This window comes from Streptomyces odontotermitis, assembly GCF_050510915.1.
Classification (GTDB): Bacteria; Actinomycetota; Actinomycetes; order Streptomycetales; family Streptomycetaceae; genus Streptomyces.
The window spans coordinates 1-20292 of the sequence record NZ_JBNJLS010000015.1; the positions used below are offsets into that span (position 1 = coordinate 1).

Sequence of the window (20292 nt, forward strand, 5' to 3'; positions counted from 1 at the left end):
TGCCGTGCTGAGCTCCGCAATCGGAATCTCCGCATCGGCACGGATCCGAGCTTGCGGGGTGAGGGGTTCCGATTGCCAGGAAAGTCCGGCAGTTGGGGACGCTGGAACGCAAAAATGGCCTTTGACCAGGGGAAACGTAGGTTGCCTGGAACGCGAGGGTGGGACGCTCCGGGCAACTCAGGCAAGCGCCGGGACGGTGTCAAGGGCCGCGGAGGGCACAGTTCGACGGCCCGGACGATCACCAAAGGGCAGTCGGTGTGCCATGGACGTGGCGTGATCGATCCGTCCCGTATCGGGAAGTGAACGTCGCCGAGCCGGGGCTACGGGTGACGAGTTCCGGGCTCCACGAAGGGGCGGAGGAGAAGGCGCATCGGCCGGCTCGACAGCAGCAGCGCCAGGCCGAGCGCGAAGAGTGCGAGGACGGGGGCGGCCGAGGCGCCCAGATGGCCCGCCAGGCCGTCGAGGTCGAGGCGTTCGGCGGTCTGGATCACGAGCCCGTGGGCGAGGAACGGGAACATGGTGACCGCTCCGAGCGCCGTGTACCGCGTGCGACGGTCGGGCACGAGCGCGAAGAACGCCGCGACGAGCAGGCCGGACAGCGCGAAGAGGAGGACCCGCAGCCCGAGATAGGCGGGCATGCTGCTACCGAGCTCCTCGTAGTTGTACTGCATGTTGAACCAGTCCGGGTTGACCCCGGGGGCCAGCCAGTACGCGCCCGCGAGCGCGGCGAGCAGCACCCCGCCCGCGACGCCGCGCAGAGCCGGGGTGCGCAGCCGGGCGAGGTGCTCCGGGCGCAGCCGCAGGCCGAGCACGAACCACGGCAGGAACATCAGGACGCGGGGTAGCGCCAGGTCGTACGACATCTGGGTGGTGCCCGCCGCGAGGGACACGGCGACGGCGAGGAGGAGGGGACGGCGCACCGCCGTCCACAGCGGCACGCTGACCCGCCACAGGCACAGGGCGGGCAGGAACCACAGGACGTACGTCGGCTGGATGGGGTGGATCTGGAAGGGGCCGCCCGAGATCCACAGGTCGAGCGCCTGGTAGGCGGTCTGGAACAGCAGGTAGGGCAGGAGGACCTTCGTCAGCAGCGCGCGCATCTGCGGGCCCGTGCCGCGGAAGTGCCGTGCGAAATAGCCGCAGATGACGATGAACGCCGGCATGTGGAAGAGATACACGACCGTGTAGGCGGCCTTCACGGCAGGGATCTGCGCCTGCAGCGGAGACCAGCTGTGCCCCGCCACCACGAGGACGATGAGCAGGAACTTGGCGTTGTCGAAGAAGGGGTCGCGGGCCTCGGACCGCTCGGCGGGAGCACCGGTCGTCGTGGGGGTCGGCCGGGAGCGGGTGGCGGGCGCGGTCGAGGTCATCCGGGCACCCTACGCAGTACCCCCGCCGTGACCTGCCGGGCGAAAGTCCCGCACGCCCCGGGCCTTTCGTCCCTCGTGCCGAGAGCGGCGAACAGTTGAGCACTCGGCATGGTGATTGAGCCAACCCGGATGCGGTGCGGGACACCTGGCGCGAGCCCGGAATCGCCGGGTCCAGGTAGTGATCTTCGCTGGCAGTGCGTGTCCGGCCCATCTAAAGCGCAGTGAAATCCGTCGCGCGCCCGGGGGTGGCGGAAAGTGCGGCCTGGAGAGGGCGGTCATGTGTCGCTGCGGTTAAAACCGACCTTGCGGTTTGTTACGGTCGCCTGAGGTGATCCGTAGATGACCGGAATCAACCCCTCCGGGCCGACGGTCAGTTCAGCGACAAGGGAGCCACGGCATGACTACTCAGTCCAGCATCACCATTTGGGCGGACCCCGAACCGGCGGACACCTCACGCAGAGAGTCCGACGCGTACGACGTGCCTGCACGGGGCGGGCACTCCGACTCCGCACTCGCCGAGCTGCTGGACGCGGAGGCGAGCCACCCGACGCCCGCGCCGGTCGCTGCCGCGCCGTCCCGGCACGCGGACTCCGCCCGGGTCGAGCAGGTGGAACGCCTCGCCGTGGCCCGCGCCACCAAGCTGTTCGCCGCGCGCTACGCGAATGTGCGGCCCCATTCCTGTGCGGCGGCCAACCGCGCGGTCCTGGCCGCGCTGCTGTCGGAGGGGGAGACGGTCCTCGGACCACACCCGGAGGTGGGCGGCCGACCGGTGCACGGGACGTCGGCGCATGCGGCGCCGTCGGCGCAGAGCGGGCGCGAGCGCCGCACCCTGTACTACGGCCTCGACCGGACCGGACGCGTCGACTACGCGCAGGTCGAGGAGGTGGCGCAGCGCCACCGTCCCCGGGTGATCGTCGCCGAGGCGGGCGTCTATCCGCGGCGTCTCGACTTCGCGCGGCTGCGCGCGATCGCGGACGCCGCAGGCGCGTATCTGCTCGCCGACATCTCCCACGTCGCCGGTCTCGTGGCGGCGGGGGAGCACCCGAGTCCGGTCGACACCGCCCACATCACGACCACGAACACGCACCAGCAACTGGGCGGTCCCCGCGGCGGCCTGATCCTCAGCGGCCGCGACCACCGCGCCGCCGGTCCCGACGGGCACACCCCGCTGGAGCGGCTGCTGCACCGCGCGGTGCGCGCGCAGGCGCCCGGAGCGCCGAACCTCGCGGCGATCACCGCCAAGGAGCGGGCGTTCGCCCTGGCCGCGCGGCCGGAATTCCGGCGCACCGCGCGTCTGATCGTCGAGAACGCCCGGGCGCTCGCCTGGGAACTGGCCGGACTCGGCTACCGCGTAGTGGCCGGCGGCACCGACGACCACATGGTGCTGGTCGACATCGTGGGCTCCGGACTGACGGGTGCCGTGGCCGAACGGGCCCTTTCGGAATGCGGGATTCTGGCGCACCGCCACCGTCTTCCTGGTGACCTTCCCGGCGACGTTCCGGGCGGAGTTCCGGGCGGAATCCCGGGCGACGCCATGGCCCCGCCGGTGGCCCACGGACTGCGGCTCGGCACCAACGTGCTCGCGCAACGCGGCATGGGGCCCGACGAGATGGCGGAATGCGCCCGCCTCCTGCACACCGTGCTGCAGGCCACCAAGGGCGTCCGTACCGCGGAACACCGCGTTCCGCCTGCGCTCGTGACCAGGGTCCGCGAGGACGTCGCCCGTCTCTGCGCCCGCCACCCGCTGCCCCACCAGCGCACCATCCGCACACCCGCCTTACCGAACGGAGCCATACGGTGACCCCCACGACCACCTGGCCACACGTACTGCTGCCCACGGACCGCCCCCGCCGCCCCGACGTCGCCTACGCGCGCACGGCCGTGGTGCGCGCCGCCCTCGACGTGCCGTCCCCCGCGACGGCCGCCGAGCGCGAGCGGCTGCTGCTCGCGGGATTCGCGGCCCTGCTGTTCCGCTGCACCGGGCAGGAACGGATCTCCTTCGCCCACAAGGCGTCCCGGCCGAGTGACGGCCTGCACCCCCTGGGGGCTTCCAACCCGCCCCTGGCGCACGCCCGTTACCTCGTACGCGGCGAGACGACGCTCACCGACCTGGAACCGGCCGACGAGCCCACCGCAAGCGACGAGACGACCGGCCGCTGCGAGCTGCACCTCGTCCTCGCCGACCTCGACACCCCCACCCCGGCCGTCGAACTGCACTACACACCCGAGCTGTACGACCGCGCCACGCTGCTCCGGCTCCTCGGCCACCACCGCACCCTCATCGCCGACGCCCTGAGCACGCCCCGCCGGACCGTCGCACACCTGCGCCTCCTCGACGACGACGAGCTGCGCCGACAGCTGATCGACTGGAACGACACCGCCACCGAACTGCCCCACGACGTGTGCCTGCACGCGGCGTTCGAGGCCCGCGTGCGCGAGACACCCGACGCCGTGGCCGTGGTGCGCGGCACCCGTCGCTGGACGTACGCGGACATCAACACCCGCGCCAACCGGCTCGCCCACCGGCTGCGTTCCCTCGGAGTCGGCCCGGACACGCGCGTGGGCCTGTGTCTGGACCGCTCCGCCGATCTGCTCGTCGCGGTCCTCGGCATCCTCAAGGCGGGCGGCGCCTATGTGCCGCTGGACCCGGCCTACCCTGCCCGGCGCATCGCCACCATGGTCGAGGGCACCTCCTGCGCGGTCATGGTGAGCCGCACGGACCTGCTCGATCACCTGCCCCATGCCGGAGCCGACGGCGACCGGCCCCTCGTCCTGCTCGACGGCGACGCCGACGCCCTGGCCGCACAGCCCGCCCACGACCCGACGCCCACCGCCGGTCCCGAGAACCTCTGCTACATCATCCACACCTCGGGCTCCACCGGCGCCCCCAAGCCGATCGCGCTGCGCCACCGCGGCGTGATGAACAACATCGCCGACCTCAACTCCCGCTTCGGCGTGGGGCTGTGCGATGCCGCGCTCGCCCTGTCCTCACCCAGCTTCGACATGTCGGTGTACGAGTTCCTGGGGATGACCACGGCCGGCGGCACCGTCGTCCTGCCCGACCCCGAGCGCGCCAAGGACCCGGCGCACTGGGCCGAGCTGCTCGCCGACCACGCCGTCACCGTGTGGAACTCCGCGCCCGCGCTGCTCGGACTGCTCGTCGACCAGCTGGAGCAGAGCGGCGCCGAGCCCCTGGCGTGCCTGCGGCTCGCGCTGCTCGGCGGCGACTGGGTGCCCGTCACACTGCCGGACCGGCTGCGCGCCTTCGCGCCCGACCTGCGCTGCATCGTCATGGGCGGCGCCACCGAGGCGTCCATCCACTCCACGCTGTACGAGGTGCGCGACACGGACCCGGACGCGCCGAGCATCCCGTACGGCAGGCCCATGGCCAACCAGCGCACCTACATCCTGGACGCGGCGCTGCAGCCCGTACCGCCCGGTGTGGCGGGGGAGCTGTACCTCGCGGGCACCGGTCTCGCCCGCGGCTACCTGGACCAGCCCGAGCGGACCGACGAGCGCTTTCGCACCTGGTCGCACGGCGGCCTCGTCAGCGGCGAGCGCGTGTACCGCACCGGAGACCTGGCCCGGTACGGCCCGGACGGGCTGATCGAGCTCCTGGGCCGCGCCGACTTCCAGGTGAAGATCAACGGCCTGCGGGTCGAACTGGGCGAGATCGAGGCCGTGTTGCGCTCCCGGCCCGACGTCCGGCAGGTGGCCGTCGCCGCCCACGAGGCCCGCGCCCTGGTCGCCTACCTCGTGCCGAGCGACCCCGACGCGGGCCTCGACCTCGACGCCGCCCGCGCCCTGGCCGCCGAGCGCCTGCCCGACTTCATGGTCCCGGCCGCCCTGGTACCGCTGCCGGAACTGCCGTTGACCCCCAACGGCAAGCTGGACCGCAAGAACCTGCCCGCCCCCGTCTTCACCGCCGCCACGGCCCACCGCGCGCCGGCCACCGCCGTCGAGCGCGTCCTCGCCGACGTCTGGGCGGACGTGCTCGGCCTCCAACGGGTCGGCGTGGACGACGACTTCCTGGCCGTCGGCGGTGACAGCATCCGCGCCATCCAGGTCGTCACGCGCGCCCGCACCCACGGCCTGCGCGTCACCCCCGGGCAGCTGCTGCACAGCCGCACCATCGCTGCCCTCGCCCCGCTCGCCGCCGAGGCCGACGCGACGGCGCCCCTGACGCTGCCCGAGCCGGCCGAGCAGGAGCTCGCCGCCTTCCGCCGCCAGTACCCGAACCTCCAAGAGGTCTGGCCGCTGACACCGCTGCAGTCCGGGATGCTCTTCGAGTCGATGCTCCAGGACACCGGCCACGACGCCTACCAGATGCAGACCGTGTTCCACCTGGCAGGCCCGGTGGATCCGGCACGGATGCGTGCCGCCGCACAGGCACTGCTCGAACGGCACGCCAACCTGCGGGCCGCCTTCGTCCCCGACACGGCGGGCAACCTCGCCCAGCTGATCCTCGCCGACGTCGAACTCCCCTGGCAGGAAAGGGACCTGAGCCACCTCGACGAAGCCGCGCGCACGGCGGCGTACGCACGCTTCCTCGCCGAGGACCAGGCGGACCGCCTCGACCCGGGCCGGGCGCCGCTGCTGCGCATGATCCTCGTCAGGACCGGGCCCGAGCGCGCCGAACTCGTCCTGACCATCCACCACGTCCTCATCGACGGCTGGTCCGAGCAGATCCTCGCGCGCGACCTGGCACGGCTGTACGAGGCGGCGGGCGGCAGCGACTCCGTACCCGCCCCGCCCGCACACGGCTACCGGGACTTCCTCGCCTGGCTGCACCACCAGGACCACGACGCGACGCTGCGCGTCTGGGCCGGGGAACTCGACGGCGTGAGCGAGCCCACCACCCTCGCCCCCGCCGCCCCGGCCCGCGGGGACCGCGCCGCCGCCCGATCGATCGAGATCGAGCTGACCGCCGACGAGACCCGACGCCTCGCCGAGCGCGCGGCCGACCTCGGCGTCACGCAGAACACCCTGGTCCAGGGCGCCTGGGCGGTCCTGCTCGGCGGGCTGACCGGCCGGCACGACGTCGTGTTCGGGACCACCGTCTCCGGGCGTCCGGCCGGACTTCCCGGCGTCGAGTCGATGGTCGGCCTCTTCATCAACACCCTTCCGGTACGGGTCCGTTCGGCGCCCGGCGACACCCTCGCCGACGTCCTGAAGGACCTGCAGCGCCGACAGGCCGCCCTGCTCGACCACCACCACGCGGGCCTGGGCGCCATCCACCAAGCCGTCGGGGTGGACGCCCTGTTCGACACGCTGGTCGCCTTCCAGTCCTACCCCTCCGGAGCCGAGGACCGGCCCGCGGCAGCGGCCGGGTGCGCGATCACCGGAGTCGACTCGCCGAACGTCACCCACTACCCGGTGACCCTCGTGGCCACGCCCGCCCCCGACACCCTGCACCTGCGCTTCGACCACGCCCCGGACCTGATCGACCGCGCCGCCATCGACGCCGTCGCCCGGCGCTACCTGCGCGTCCTGAACGCCATCGCGGACCATCCCGAACTGCCCCTGGCCGCGCTCGACCTGCTCGACGCCGAGGAACGCCGACGCATCCTCGTCGACTGGAACGCCCAGGGCGACCCCGTGCCCCCGGCCACCCTGCCCGCCCTGTTCACCGCCCAGGCGGCACGCACGCCCGACGCCGTGGCGGTGGAGGGGCCGCAGTCCCGGCTCACCTACGCCCAACTCGATGCGGTCACCGACCGGTTGGCGGCCCGGCTCAACCGCCGTGGGATCGGCGCCGAGCAGACCGTGGCGCTCCTGCTCGGCCGGTCCGTCGAGTCGGTGATCGGCTCGCTCGCGGTCATGAAGGCGGGCGCCGCCTATCTGCCGATCGACCCCAACTACCCCGCCGAGCGCATCGCGTTCGTCCTCGCCGACGCCCGCCCCGCCGCCGTGCTCACGACGCGCCGCCACCGGGCGGACCTGCCCGACGCCGACGCCGGAGCCATGACGACACTGCTGCTCGACGAGACGCCACCGGCCGCAGAGGGCGGTGCACAGGGGACAGACGGTGCACAGGGGGCGGACGCTGCGCAGGGGGCGGACAGGGCGCAGGCGAAGGGGACCGGTCCCACATCCGTCGACGCACCCGCGTATCTCATCTACACCTCCGGATCGACCGGCAGGCCCAAGGGAGTCGTGGTCACCCACCGGGGCATCGCCGCCTTCGCGGCCGCCGAGCGCGAGCGGTTCGCGGTGACGCCACGGAGCCGCGTCCTGCAGTTCTCCTCGCCCAGCTTCGACGCATCGGTCCTGGAGCTGTGCATGGCGCTGACCTCGGGCGCGGCGCTGATCGCCCCGGACGACGGCCCGCTCGCCGACGAGGCGCTCGCAGAAGTGATCCAGGCCCGACGGGTGACCCATGCCCTGATCCCGCCGACCGTCCTCGCCGGACTCCCCGACGCCCGACTGCCGGGCCTCGCCTCCCTGATCGTGGGCGGCGACGCCACCTCGGCGGACCTGGTCGGGCGCTGGGCGGCCGGGCGTCGCATGGTCAACGCGTACGGGCCGACCGAGGCGACCGTCGCCGTCACCATGAGCGACCCCCTCGATCCGGGCGACGGCACACCCCCGATCGGCAGGCCCGTCCCGGGCACGCGCGCCTACGTCCTGGACGGCGGCCTGCGACCCGTACCGCCGGGCGTGGCGGGGGAGTTGTACGTGGCCGGGGCCCAGCTCGCCCGTGGCTACCTGCGGCGCGCGCCCCTGACCGCCGAGCGGTTCGTGCCCTGCCCGTTCGGAGCGCCGGGCGAGCGGATGTACCGGACCGGGGACGTGGTGCGCTGGACGTCCGAGGGCGCCCTGGAGTACCTGGGGCGGGCCGACGACCAGGTGAAGATCCGCGGCTTCCGCATCGAACTCGGAGAGATCGAGGCTGTGTTGGCCCGGCACCCGCAGGTCGAGCAGGCGACCGTCGTCGTCCGCGAGGACCGCCCCGGAGACAAGCGCCTCGCCGCGTACGTGGTCACCGCGCGGCCGGTCGCGGGTACGGAGCTGCGCGCCCATCTCGCGGCCGCACTGCCCGACCACATGGTCCCGGCCGCGATCGTCTCCCTGGACACCCTGCCGCTGACCCCGCACGGCAAGCTGGACCGGCGCGCCCTGCCGGCGCCCGACTTCAGCGCGGCGGCGGGCGGCCGCAAGCCCACCACGGAGCAGGAGAGGGAGCTGTGCGCCCTGTTCGCCGAGGTCCTCGGCGTCGATGAAGTGGGCCTGGACGACAGCTTCTTCGAACTCGGCGGCCACTCGCTCCTCGCCACCCGGCTGATCGCACGCGTGCGGGCCCGCCTCGACGCGGAGCTGAACGTGCGAGCCGTCTTCAAGCACCCCACGGTGGCGGGGCTCACCGGCCAACTCGCCCACGCGCGCAGGCCCAGGCGGCCGTCCCTACGGGCCCGGCGGGCCGGCTAGAAGGGCAGCCGGCAGAGCACCCCGCCGAGCAACCCGCAGAGCAGGGCGGCCGCTGTACGAGGAGCGGCCACCCTGCAACACGCCCCCAATACATGACCTCGCGCAATTTGGCGTGCCGTTTTGCCAAAACAAATGTACTTCTTTGTTGTTTCATTGTCTGACTTTGAACGATCTGCGGAACCTAGCGTCGACGCACGTGAACATCCCGTCGTAGAGAGGCAGTTGTGATGTCAGTCCAACCAGTGAAGTCGAGACCCGGCATGCTTCCCTCGTTGACCGGAATGCGGTTCATCGGGGCGTTCCTCGTCTTCGCCCTCCACGCCACCCAGTTCCCCTACATCAGGGGACAGACCGGCGATTTCCTGGGCGACGTGTTCGCCAACTCCGGCTACTACGGCGTGACGTTCTTCTTCCTGCTGAGCGGCTTCGTGCTGACCTGGGTGGCCAGGCCCGGCGACCGGGCCACGAGCATCTGGCGCCGCAGGGTGGTGAAGGTCTTCCCCAACCACCTGGTCACCCTCGGGCTCACCGCGGTACTGATGCTGATCGCCTCGGACGTCTTCACCCTCAAGGCGACGCTGGCCAACGTGTTCCTCGTCCAGTCGTGGTTCAGCGACATGGAGACGTCGAGGACGATGAACACGGTCAGCTGGTCGCTCTCGTGCGAGCTCTTCTTCTACCTGAGCTTCCCGGCGCTGCTCCGGCTCGTGAACCGGGTGCCGTTCCGCCGCCTGTGGGCCCTCGCCGCCGGCATCGTCGCCCTGACGTGGGCAGCGCCCCTCGTGGGCCACTTCATGATCAACGGCCCGGCGCTCGGCGTCCCGCCCTACGGCTCGCTCTCCTACGAGCAGATCTGGTTCGTCTACCTCTTCCCGCCGGTGCGGGCCCTGGAGTTCGTCCTCGGCATGGTGATCGCCCGGCTCGTGATGGCCGGAGCGTGGCCCCGGCTCGGACTGGTGCCCGCCGGTCTGATCGCCGTCGGCGGCTACGTCGTCTCGCTGCAGCTGCCGTACCTGTTCGGCCTGGGCGGCGGGTCCGTCGTCTGGCTCGTCCCGCTGGTGGCCGCCGGGGCGCTCGCCGATACGCGGGGCGACGCCTCACCGTTCCGCCATCGGGCCCTGGTCTGGCTCGGTGAACGCTCCTTCGCGTTCTACATGGTGCACTCCGTCGTCCTCCTGTACTGCTACCGCTGGATCGCGGTGCACTACGAGATGGCGCCGGTCGTCGGGGCCGGGATGGTCCTCGCCCTCTTCGTCTTCTGCCTCGCGCTCTCCCACGCGCTGTACGCCTGGGTGGAGATGCCCATGGTCCGCCGGTTCAGCCGCCCCCGGAAGAAGAACACCGTGCGGGCTGCCCCGGAGCGCGTGCTCGCCTCGGTGAAGGGGGACGACTGAACCCTGTTGAGCACGACCACTAAAGGCAGTTGAGCGACAACGCATGAGTGCATGAGTCCATGAGTCCATGTGTGGCTGTGAGCAGGGCCCCCACGTCGATACCGGGTGTGGGGGCCCTCGCCGGGTCAGCGGCCGGTCGCGCCGTCGATCAGTTCGCGCAGGATGTCGGCGTGGCCCGCGTGCCGCCCGGTCTCCTCGATCATGTGGGTGAGAGCCCACCGGACGCTGGGGGCGGGGCGGTCCGACTCCGGCCGGGGGACGGGGGCACCGGGATCACCGCACGTGTCGAGCACGTCGTTCGCGCGCTCGACCGCTTCCCGGTAGCGGGCCACGACCTCGGCCACGCCGTCCGTCGCGGCGGCCTCGAACGTCGCCTGCCAGTCGGCGACGTCGTCCCCGAGGAACAGCGAACGCTCCACGCACGTCAGGTGGTTGAGCAGGCCGAGCAGGTTCGTGCCCGACGGCACGGCGGCTGTGCGCACCTGCGGTTCGGGGGCGCCGTCGACCTTCGCGGCCATCGAGGTCCGGAGGTAGTCGAGGAATCCGCGCAGGACGTCGAGCTCGCTGTTCGCGGTCCGGGGCGGAGGGGTGTCGCGGCGGCGGTTGCGGCGGGGGCGGGTGGCGCTGGGCACGGTGAGCTCCTTCGTTGCCGGCGGCGGGGCGGGCCGCGGTGTCATCCGGTGCGGCGGACGAGCAGGACGTGATCGGTGACCTCGGCGGTGCGCCCGTCCGGCCCGGTCGCGATCCGGCGGGGCGCGTCGGCCCGCTCGACCGTCCAGGTCCGCCGGTCCAGGTCCATGCCGGCGGCGACTTCCTGAGGGCTCGGGTACCGGGCCTCGGGGTCCTGGTTCCACGACCACGGCGCGGTCGAGCCATGGTCGACGACCAGCAGCCGCCCGCCCGGACGCAGCGCGGCCGCGGCCGAGCGCAGGACGGACACCCGGTCCAGGTCGCAGGGGGTGTGCAGGTAGTGGGCGCAGACCAAGTCGAAGCTGCCAGGGGGAAAGGACTGGTGCACGTCGTGCCGCAGGCCGACCACGCGGTCGCCGAGGCCCCGTGCACGGGCGCGCTCGGCGACCCGCCCGACCGCCACGGCCGAGATGTCGACGGCGGTGACGCGCCACCCCCGACCGGCGAGCCACAGCGCGTCGCCGCCCTCACCGCAGCCGAGGTCCAAGGCGTCCCCGGGCTCCAGGCCCGTCACCGTCTCGGTGAGCCGAGCGTGGGGAGACGGCCCGTCGGGGGACGTCCCGTCGGCCTCGGGCCGGGCCGCGTAGACGCCGTCCCAGAACACGGCAGCATCAGTGGCGCTCATGAAGACTCCCTGCGTAGGAATGCACTCAGTGCCTCGGAATGCCTTCAGTCTCGGCAGAGTCGGCACGGCTTGGCACGGGAGCTTGCGGTTTCGGCAAACCGCCGCCGAGCGATCACGACCCGGCCGGGCGCCGCGGGCCGTTCGGTCACGGTCTCCACCGCTCGTCGCGTTCGGGACTTCGCCTGGGCGGCCGACCCGTTCCGTACGGCCCCGAGACCAGTCCGGACGGCGTGGCCGAGTCGCACGTCAGGCGTCGAAGCGGCGGCGCGCGTCCTCGATGTGGCCGAGGTTCTGGTGCGTCCAGCCGCACATCGCGTCGACCGTGGCGAGGAGACCGCGGCCCGGCTCGGTGAGGGTGTACTCGACCCGCGGCGGCACGGTGGGGTGCACCTTCCGGTCGACCAGGCCGTTGCGCTCCAGCATGCGCAGATTCTGGGTGAGCATCTTGTGGCTGACGCCCTCGACCTGGTCGCGCAACTCGCTGAAGCGCAGCGTGCGTTCGCCGAGCGCCTCGATGATCAGCAGCGCCCACTTGTTGGCGACGTCCGAGAAGATCTCCCGCGCCAGGCTGTCCGCGCGCCGCAGATCCGCGTCCTCGGGCAGGCCCTTCAGCTGCTGCTTGGTCCCCATCTGGTTCCTCCGTCACCGATAAGTGAGTTCGCCCGCGTCGGCGCCAAGGGCGTCAACGGCGTCAATGGCGTCAACGGCGCCAACTCTCCTACGGCTCCTGAGCATCCACAAGAGACCATGATCCAGGGCCGTTGTCAGTGCCTCCCCATAGAGTGAATACATCACTCGGGGAACCTCGGAGGGGGAGCACACACGTGTCCGCAAACAGGATTCAGCACAAGGTGAACCACGTCGCTCTGGTCGTGGACAGTTCGGGTTCCATGTATCCGCACCAGAGCCAACTCATCCGCGTCGTCGATGAGTTCGTGGCGGGTCTGAAGGCCGAATCGGACAGCCTCGGTCACGAGACCCGGATCAGCCTCTATTCCTTCGACCACAGGGTGGAGAACCTGGTGTGGGACATGGACGTGAAGCACCTTCCGTCCATGCGCGGCCTGTACAAGGTGAACAATGGGGCGACGGCACTCATTGAGGCTTCTCTCAAGTCCCTGGACGACCTGGGCCATATCTGGGAGGAGTACGGCGAGCACAGCTTCCTCCAGATCGTCGTGACGGACGGTGAGGAGAACGCGTCCGGGGGCGACATGCGCCACGACGGCGACATGACGATCCTCGGCCCCTGGCTCGACAAGATCACGGCGAAGATGGGTGGGCTCCCGGGCCACTGGACGTCCGCGATCCTGGTGCCCAACTCCCTGGCCAAGCGCACCGCGCAGAACTACGGCTTCCCGGCCGGCAACATCGCCATCTGGGACGCGGACTCCCAGAAGGGCGTCGAGGAGGCCATCGGCACCGTGCGCGCCGCCGCCACCAGCTTCCTGCGCGGTCGGGAACAGGGCGTGCGCGGCACGAAGAACCTCTTCGCCGTCGGCCAGGACATATCGCTCGACGAGGTGCGGGCGAACCTCGAACCGATTCCGGCGGACAAATACCGGCTCCTGAAGGTCGACAAGGAAGTCGAGATCCGCCCCTTCGTGAACTCGCATCCGGGGGTCACGTATGAACGCGGCGCCTGCTATTACCAGTTGGGCGCCCGCGCCCAGGTCCAGCAGAACAAAGAAGTCATCGTGGTCGACAAGGACACCGACCGCGCCTATACGGGCGACGCGGCGCGCAGCCTTCTCTTCGGTACGGGAATCCAGGGAACCGTTTCCGTGAAGGCGGGAAACAACCCCAAGCTGGAGGTGTATGTGCAGAGCCGTTCGGTGAACAGGAAGCTCAAGCCGAAGACGCGTCTGCTCATCATGCTCTGACATTGCAGAGGTAAGGGGAGGCGAAAGAGACAAGAAAATGGGGTCCGAAGGCGAACTCGCCCTCGGACCCCATTCTTTACGGCGTCACCGACTTCACGACTTCACGACTTCATCGGCGTCACCGGCGTCGGCGTGAGGCCGTCCTCAGCGAAGCGCGGAACCTCGCTGTTCTCCTCCCGCATGCCGTTCTTCTGGCGGATCCACTTGCCGGCCAGCGCCGGGATCCACGCCGAGAACTCGCTCTGGGTGAGGTCCTGCGGGACCTTGGCGCCGCGCTGGTTGAGGTCCGCGGCGGGCAGCCGCAGGCTCGGGTCGATGCGCTCGGCGGGGGAGTCCGCCATCGTGGTGTCCCACACCTGCAGGGCGAATGTCGTGCAGTTCCTGGCGGGGGACCCGGCCCAGCCGCCGGTCAGCAGATAGTTCCAGGTGGGCAGCAGTGTGTACTTCTCGTCGGCCTTCTTGCGCCGCTCGATCTCGCGCTCGAACGCCGATTCCTGGGTGGAGTTGAGGGTCTTGCAGCGGGCGGCACGTGGAGAGTAGGCCCCGTCGCGGTCCTGCTTGCGGCTCGGCCGGTCCCACTCCACCAGGGGCTTGCCGGGCGCGTTGATGTCGTAGCCGGTGTAGTTGACGGACATGCCGTCCACCGGGCTGCCGTCGCCGTTGCGGCCGTCGGGGTCCTGCGGCTGGAAGGAGTACGTGTCGTAGCGCGCGGCCTCGCCCCCGGCCAGCTTGCGCTGGAACGCGCCGTCGGAGTTGAAGTGCACCAGCCAGCTGTGGCCGAAGACGTGCTGGCTCACGTTCAGTTCGTACAGGAGCTTGTTCATCTGCTCCTTGTAGGAGAGCTGCCCGTACTTGTCCTTGAAGTCCTGGGAGTTCCACACGCCGTAGGCGCGGCTGCCCACGTCCCAGACGTAGCCGCCGGTGGTCTTCTCCGTGGTCTCGGTGCTGTAGATGCACAGGGTGTTGTTCGGTGGTGCGCCGGTCCGGTCGGCGGCGGCCGACGGCTCCGCCGCGGCGGCGGGTCCGGTGACGAGAGCCGTGACCAAGACCGCCAGGGCGCATGCAGAAGGGAGGGAGGTGCGTAAATTCACCGCTTATGTATACATCCGATGCCGTCACTCATGATCATTTAAGGGTCGCTTTCCAGCCATGCCAGATGACGCCTCGCCCCGTCCCCTTCCGCCCCGTCTCGTCCCGCCCCGTCCCGTACCGCCCCGCTCAGCGCACCAGGCAGGGCCGCTTGGCGTCGAACTGCCAGTCGGGGACGAGGAATTGCATGGCAGCGCTGTCGTCCCGGGCGCCGAGCGCCTTCTTCAGGTAGAGCTCGTGCGCGGCGTGCAGCCGGTCCAGGTCGAGGGTGACGCCCAGGCCGGGGGCGTCGGGGACGGCGATCTCCCCGCCGACGATGCGCGGCGGGGCGGTGGTGAGCCGCTCCTGTCCTTCCTGCCAGATCCAGTGGGTGTCCAGGGCGTTGTACGCGCCGGGCGCCGCGGCGCCGCAGTGGACCACCATGGCCAGCGAGATGTCGAAGTGGTTGTTGGAGTGGCAGCCCCAGGTCAGTCCCATGGCGTGGCACAGCTGGGCCACGCGGACCGAGCCCTGCAGGGTCCAGAAGTGCGGATCGGCCAACGGGATGGAGACCGACTGCAGGGCCAGCGCGTGCGTCAACTGCCGCCAGTCGGTGGCGATCATGTTGGTCGCCGTCGGCAGCCCCGTCGCCCGGTGGAACTCGGCGAGGACCTCGCGCCCCGAGTAGCCGTCCTCGGCGCCGCAGGGGTCCTCGGCGTAGGCGAGCGTGCCGACCAGGGGCGCGCACAGCTCGACGGCCTCGCGCAGCGACCAGGCGCCGTTCGGGTCGAGGGTGACGCGGGCCTCGGGGAAGCGGTCCTTGAGGGCGCGTATCGCCCGGACCTCCTCGCTGCCCGGCAGGACCCCGCCCTTGAGCTTGAAGTCCTGGAAGCCGTAGCGGTCATGCGCGGCCTCGGCCTGGCGGACGATGGCCTCGGGGGAGAGGGCCTCCTCGTGCCGGATCCGGTGCCACGCGACCGCGGCGTCGGGTTCGCGCGCGTACTCCAGGTCGGTGCGGTCGGGGTCGCCGACATAGAAGAGATAGCCCAACATGCGTACGGAATTGCGCTGTTGGCCGTCGCCCAGGAGCGCCGCGACGGGGACGTCGAGGTGCTGTCCCAGCAGGTCGAGGAGCGCCGACTCGACGGCGGTGACGGCGTGCACCGTGGTGCGCAGGTCGAAGGTCTGCTGCCCGCGCCCGGTGGCGTCGCGGTCGCCGAAGCGGAGGCCGATCTCGCGCAGGACGCGCTTGTGATCGCCCACCGTCGCGCCGACGACCAGGGACGCGGCGTCCCGCAGGGTCGCCGTGATGGCCTCGCCGCCGGGAACCTCGCCGAGGCCGGTGCGGCCCTCGGAGTCGGTGAGGACTACGACGTTGCGGGTGAAGTAGGGGCCGTGGGCGCCCGACAGGTTGAGCTCCATGCAGTCGCGCCCGGCCACGGGATAGACGGCGAAGCCGGTCACGGTCGGCTGGGCGGCGGTGCGGGCGGGGGTGTTCATCAAGGCTCCTCGGGGGCCGGGGGATTGCGGTCGTCCGGTCATCGGGTCACAGGCTGAGTGCGTCCAGGGCCGACTCGACGGCGAGCACGCCGCCGAGACGTCTGTGGGTGGGCCCCGCCGCCCGCGAGCAGCGGCAGGGCCACCCAGGACGCGGTGACGACGGCGACGGTCGCGGTTCGGACGAAGGCGATGACGCGCAGGAGCGGCGCGTCGCCGGACACGGCCATGCCGGCCATGCCGGCCATGCCGGCCATGCCGGCCATGCCGGCCATGCCGGCCATGCCGGTCACGGCGGCCCCGGCGACGAGGGCCACGGGAATCAGCGCCACCGTCAACGTCCAGGCCGAGCGGGGCATCTCGGTGTCGCCGAACATGCGCTCGCCGACCAGGCTCCCGGGCAGGGCGGGGCGCATGCGGCGGACGAAGGGCAGGCGCGGCCGCACCAGTGTGATGAGGGCGCCGACGGGCACGGCGACGAACAGCCCGTAGAACGGCGTCAGTCCGGCGGACGCGTGCAAGGCGGCGGTCACGGTGGTGGGGCCCGGGTGCGGCGGCAGGAAGCTGTGCATGGTGGACGGCGCGATGGGCATCGGCACCCTCACGGCCATCGCCGCCTGGACCCGCCGCGGACCGAAGGCGGCGAGCGGCCGGACGGCGATGCGCTGCGACGACGAGCGGGGGCAACGTCAGTTCTCCTTCGACCGCGGCGGACAGCGCCCACGAGGCGTCCATGTATGAGAACTGAAGTTAGAATCGTGAATGGCGTGGGTCAATGGACGTGCACGGGCGGATCTTGTGGAAGGGGTGCGCGGGACGAGCCGGACGGCCCCGCTCGGCCGTCCGCGACTCGCCCCGCACACAGGGCACGTGTCCGCCGGGGAGGATCAGTCGGTGTAGACCTCGGCCCGGTCCACGCTCACGAACGAGCCGCTGGACGAGGAGTTGTGCTCACCGGTGACCCGCACGCGCAGCGTGTGGCGCCCGCTCGCGAGGCGGGGGCTGAGGTACTGGAGGGTCTCGCCGGTGCGGATCGCGCCGTGGAAGTCGACGCGCTGCTCGGGGCCGCCGTCGACGCTGATCGCGGCGATGCCGTTGCCGGTGTCCTTCACGGAGAGCAGGGCGATCCGGGTGCCGGTGAAGCGATACGTGGCGGTGTTGCCCGCCTTGTCGCTCCAGTGGTCGTCGCTCCAGAAGCACTGGGTGGCACAGCCCGTGCCCGAGTTCCAGGTGCCGGTGTAGGAGACGGTGCCGTCGCCGCTGGACCGGCCGTCGTCGTTGATCCAGTGGTTGCCCGATCCGGGATCGCCGGACGGCAGGTCCTGGGTCGCCCCCAGCGCGAGCGGCCTGCCGAGGCTCGGGCTGCCGTCCGCGTTCCAACTGATCTTCTGGGCGCGGGTGGTGCGGTTCGAGTACGTGTTCACCGCCGTGGTCTTGGCGTGGTAGATCAGCCAGTCCTCCTTGCCGTCGGGGGACTTGAAGAAGGCGTGGTGGCCGGGGCCGTACACGCCGCGGTCGTCGGCGCGCGAGAAGACGGGCCCGGAGTGCTGCTTCCAGTTGCCGGGCACCAGCGGGTCGGCGCCGTCCGGCAGGGACATCATCCACAGCTGGTAGTCCGGCTTGCCGGTGTCACAGGTCGAATACGTCATCCACGTACGGCCGTTGCGGTGGAGGAACTCAGGGCCCTCGCGGACCTCGGGGCAGCCCCCGGCGCCGTCGAGCGCGACGGCGTCGCCCGAGACCGTGTACGGGTTCGACATCGGTGCGATGTTGAGCCCGTTGTGCTGGTACGGGTTGAGGCCGCTGTAGGCCAGGTAGAGACGGCCGCCCAGCTGGAAGACGCCCGGGTCGATGGCGAAGTCGTTCGCGTGGTTGGGCGGGGCGAGCTTGGCCTTGAAGTGGTACGGGCCGGCCGGGTCGTCGCCCTGTGACTCCAGGACGTACAGACGGTGGTGCTCGTCGGTGCCGTCGTCGGCCGTGTAGTAGAGGTACCAGCGGTCGCCGAAGCGGTAGAACTCCGGTGCCCAGATGTTCTTGTTGCGCGAGGCGTCGGTGTCCTTCCACACCGTGATGGGGTCGGCGTCGAGCAGCGTGGACATCGACTTCGAGCGCCACATCTTGATGCTGTCGCCCTGGGTGGTCGTCAGGTGGTAGGCCCCGTTGGCGTACGCCATGAAAGGATCGGGGCCGGTGTTGAGGGGGTTGCGGAAGGTGCCCGACGCCGCGGCGGGGGCGGGCTTGTCCGCGACGGCCTGCGGCGAGGCGACCAGGCCGACGAGCAGGGCCAGTAAGGCGGTGAGCAGGGCTGAGCGGTGCCGGGTGCGCATGGGCGGTTCCTTACATCGATGTAAATTCCATAGCCCCAGGACCGTAGGGAAGAGGCGAAGGGCATGTCAACGCGGCGCCTGCCCGCGCGCGTTGACGGTGAGCCCGCGTGGATTCGGTGGCCCGCCCGGGCTCACTGACCGCCGAGGCCGGTCGTCGCCACCGACTTGACGATGTGCCGCTGGAAGAAGACGAACACCACCACGAGCGGCAGCGCGGCGAGCACCGCCGAGGCCATCGACTGCGCGTACTGGATGCCGTAGACGTCCTTCACCGACGTGATGCCGACCGGCAGCGTCATCAGGGACGGGTCGGAGGTGGACACGAACGGCCACAGGAAGTTGTTCCACGCCCCGATGAACACGAAGATCGCCACGGCGGCGAGCATCGGACGCGACAGCGGAAGCAGCACCGACCAGAAGATCCGCCAGTGTCCGGCGCCGTCGATCCGCGCCGCCTCCTCCAACTCCCGCGGCAGCGAGTCGAAGTGCTTCTTCAGGATGAACACCATCACCGGCGCCACCGTCTGCGGCAGGATCACCGCCGCGTACGTGTCCAGCAGGTGCAGCGTCAGCATCTGCCGGAACCACGGCACGATCAGGATCTGCGGCGGGACCAGCACGGCCGCGACCGTGAGCGCGAACAGGGAGCGGCGCCCGGCGAACGCCGTACGGGAGAAGGCGTATCCGGCCATCGCGGAGACGAGCACCGTGATCACGGTCACGGCGGCCGAGATCAGCAGGCTGTTGAGCATCCACAGCGGCAGGTCGCCGCGCTCCCAGACGGTGGTGAAGCCCTTGAGGGTGAAGCCGTGCTCCGGCCACAGCCAGTGCAGCGGATCGCTGGCGTCCTGCTCGGACTTGAAGGCGGTCAGCAGCGCCCAGGACATCGGCAGCAGCCACACCAGCGCGGCGACCGTGAGCGCGGTGATCGCCAGGACGCGGGCGGTGCGGCTCTCCCCGAGGGTGAGGTTGCCGCGGGCGCGCGACGGCCGCCGTGGTGACCTCGGCGGGCGTATCGGGGTGACCTTTCGGGGCGCGGACGCGGCGCGGACGGGGGCGTCGGTGGAGGCCATGGTCACTTCTCCCGGCGGCGGAGTGCGGTGAGCTGGAGCGCGGAGGCGAGGATCACGAGGGCGAAGAAGATGTAGCTGATCGCCGAGGCGTAGCCGAGCCGGTAGCCGGTGAAGCCCATGTCGTAGACGTACTCGACGACGGGTCGCGTGGAGTTGTTCGGGCCGCCCTTGGTGAGCAGATAGACCTGGTCGAAGACCTTCAGGGACGCGAGGACCTGCAGCACGGTGATGACGACCGTGATGCGGCCGAGCTGGGGCAGCGTGATCGCCCACAGGCGCCGCCACGCCCCGGCCCCGTCGATGGCCGCCGCCTCGTAGAGGTGGTCCGGGACCGACTGCAGCGCGGCCAGGTACAGCAGGAAGTTGAAGCCGACCGTCCACCACAGCGTCGTGAGGGCGATCGCCCACATGGCCACCGACTCGTCGGTGAGCCAGCCGACCCGGCCGAGCCCGAGCACGTCGAGGAGATGGTTGTAGAGCCCGAGGTCGGGCTGGTACAGCCAGAGCCACAGCAGGCTGACCACGCCGACGGGCAGCAGATACGGCGCGAAGAACGCGAGCCGCCACACCCACTGGCCGGGCAGACCCGTGTGCACGAGCAGCGCCATGCCCAGCGCCACGGCGACGAGCGGGACCGTGGAGATGGCGGTGAAGAAGACGGTGTGCCCCAGAGCCCGCCACATCTCGGCGTCCTGGAACGCCTCGGTGAAGTTGTCGACGCCGATGAACGAGGGCGTGTGCGCCGACAGGGACGCGTCCGTCAGGCTCATCCACAGCCCCTGGCCCAGCGGCCAGACCATGAACACCGCGAACAGGGTGAGGAAGGGCAGCGCGAAGAGCAGGCCCGGTGACAGCAGCCGTCGCACCGGCCGGCCCCCGACCGGGGGCGAGGCGTGCGGAGAGGGCATCGTGGTGCCTCCTGCGAGAGGGGTGGCGG

Annotated in this window: 14 protein-coding genes and 2 pseudogenes; 6 read left to right on the top strand and 10 right to left on the bottom strand. The window is 71.0% G+C overall.

Features of this window, described 5'->3' with window-relative positions:
* Positions 1 to 320: 320 nt before the first annotated feature.
* The gene (locus ACQB60_RS31475) at positions 321 to 1370 is read right to left on the bottom strand and encodes an acyltransferase family protein (RefSeq protein ID WP_496929504.1); all 1050 of its coding nucleotides are present in this window, start codon (positions 1368 to 1370) and stop codon (positions 321 to 323) included.
* Between the two features lie 397 nt (positions 1371 to 1767).
* Between ACQB60_RS31475 and glyA the strand changes: the two genes are divergently transcribed.
* The 4 genes and pseudogenes from glyA to ACQB60_RS31495 all read left to right on the top strand — a co-directional run bounded on the left by glyA (position 1768) and on the right by ACQB60_RS31495 (position 10192).
* Positions 1768 to 3171: a serine hydroxymethyltransferase gene (glyA, locus tag ACQB60_RS31480; RefSeq protein WP_496929505.1), complete on the top strand. Its 1404-nt coding sequence runs from the start codon at positions 1768 to 1770 to the stop codon at positions 3169 to 3171.
* Between the two features lie 629 nt (positions 3172 to 3800).
* Positions 3801 to 5504 (top strand): annotated as a pseudogene (locus ACQB60_RS31485) (non-ribosomal peptide synthetase); the annotation flags it as partial.
* 120 nt (positions 5505 to 5624) lie between these two features.
* Positions 5625 to 8747 (top strand): annotated as a pseudogene (locus tag ACQB60_RS31490) (non-ribosomal peptide synthetase); the annotation flags it as partial.
* Between the two features lie 332 nt (positions 8748 to 9079).
* On the top strand, positions 9080 to 10192 hold the full coding sequence (locus ACQB60_RS31495) for an acyltransferase family protein (RefSeq protein ID WP_496929676.1): 1113 nt from the start codon (positions 9080 to 9082) through the stop codon (positions 10190 to 10192).
* 125 nt (positions 10193 to 10317) lie between these two features.
* Here the strand turns inward: ACQB60_RS31495 and ACQB60_RS31500 are convergent, their stop codons facing one another.
* The 3 genes from ACQB60_RS31500 to ACQB60_RS31510 all read right to left on the bottom strand — a co-directional run bounded on the left by ACQB60_RS31500 (position 10318) and on the right by ACQB60_RS31510 (position 12137).
* The gene (locus tag ACQB60_RS31500) at positions 10318 to 10824 is read right to left on the bottom strand and encodes a DinB family protein (protein ID WP_496929506.1); all 507 of its coding nucleotides are present in this window, start codon (positions 10822 to 10824) and stop codon (positions 10318 to 10320) included.
* 41 nt (positions 10825 to 10865) lie between these two features.
* Entirely contained in the window at positions 10866 to 11507 is a 642-nt protein-coding gene (locus ACQB60_RS31505) for an SAM-dependent methyltransferase (protein WP_496929507.1), read from the bottom strand.
* 246 nt (positions 11508 to 11753) lie between these two features.
* Positions 11754 to 12137, bottom strand: coding sequence for a winged helix-turn-helix transcriptional regulator (locus ACQB60_RS31510; RefSeq protein ID WP_496929508.1), 384 nt, complete (start codon positions 12135 to 12137; stop codon positions 11754 to 11756).
* Between the two features lie 194 nt (positions 12138 to 12331).
* Between ACQB60_RS31510 and ACQB60_RS31515 the strand changes: the two genes are divergently transcribed.
* The gene (locus tag ACQB60_RS31515) at positions 12332 to 13390 is read left to right on the top strand and encodes a vWA domain-containing protein (protein WP_496929509.1); all 1059 of its coding nucleotides are present in this window, start codon (positions 12332 to 12334) and stop codon (positions 13388 to 13390) included.
* Between the two features lie 101 nt (positions 13391 to 13491).
* Here the strand turns inward: ACQB60_RS31515 and ACQB60_RS31520 are convergent, their stop codons facing one another.
* The 3 genes from ACQB60_RS31520 to ACQB60_RS31530 form a co-directional block, all read right to left on the bottom strand.
* A complete protein-coding gene (locus ACQB60_RS31520; protein WP_496929510.1) occupies positions 13492 to 14436 on the bottom strand; it encodes a hypothetical protein in 945 nt (314 codons plus the stop codon).
* A 172-nt stretch (positions 14437 to 14608) separates the two neighbouring features.
* Positions 14609 to 15958, bottom strand: coding sequence for an enolase C-terminal domain-like protein (locus ACQB60_RS31525; protein WP_496929511.1), 1350 nt, complete (start codon positions 15956 to 15958; stop codon positions 14609 to 14611).
* A 38-nt stretch (positions 15959 to 15996) separates the two neighbouring features.
* Complete coding sequence (locus ACQB60_RS31530) at positions 15997 to 16548, bottom strand: GntT/GntP/DsdX family permease (protein WP_496929512.1); 552 nt, start codon at positions 16546 to 16548, stop codon at positions 15997 to 15999.
* Between ACQB60_RS31530 and ACQB60_RS31535 the strand changes: the two genes are divergently transcribed.
* Positions 16526 to 16696 carry a hypothetical protein gene (locus tag ACQB60_RS31535; RefSeq protein WP_496929513.1) on the top strand — a complete coding sequence of 57 codons (171 nt, stop codon included), beginning with the start codon at positions 16526 to 16528 and terminating at the stop codon, positions 16694 to 16696. The two genes, ACQB60_RS31530 and ACQB60_RS31535, sit on opposite strands and share 23 nt — an antisense overlap.
* Positions 16697 to 16842: 146 nt before the next feature.
* Here ACQB60_RS31535 and ACQB60_RS31540 read toward each other — a convergent pair whose 3' ends face one another.
* The 3 genes from ACQB60_RS31540 to ACQB60_RS31550 form a co-directional block, all read right to left on the bottom strand.
* Positions 16843 to 18282, bottom strand: coding sequence for a glycoside hydrolase family 43 protein (locus ACQB60_RS31540; protein WP_496929514.1), 1440 nt, complete (start codon positions 18280 to 18282; stop codon positions 16843 to 16845).
* A 131-nt stretch (positions 18283 to 18413) separates the two neighbouring features.
* On the bottom strand, positions 18414 to 19355 hold the full coding sequence (locus ACQB60_RS31545) for a carbohydrate ABC transporter permease (RefSeq protein ID WP_496929515.1): 942 nt from the start codon (positions 19353 to 19355) through the stop codon (positions 18414 to 18416).
* Positions 19356 to 19357: 2 nt separating this feature from the next.
* Positions 19358 to 20263, bottom strand: a complete 906-nt coding sequence (locus ACQB60_RS31550; protein ID WP_496929516.1) for a carbohydrate ABC transporter permease — start codon at positions 20261 to 20263, stop codon at positions 19358 to 19360.
* Positions 20264 to 20292 lie beyond the last annotated feature (29 nt).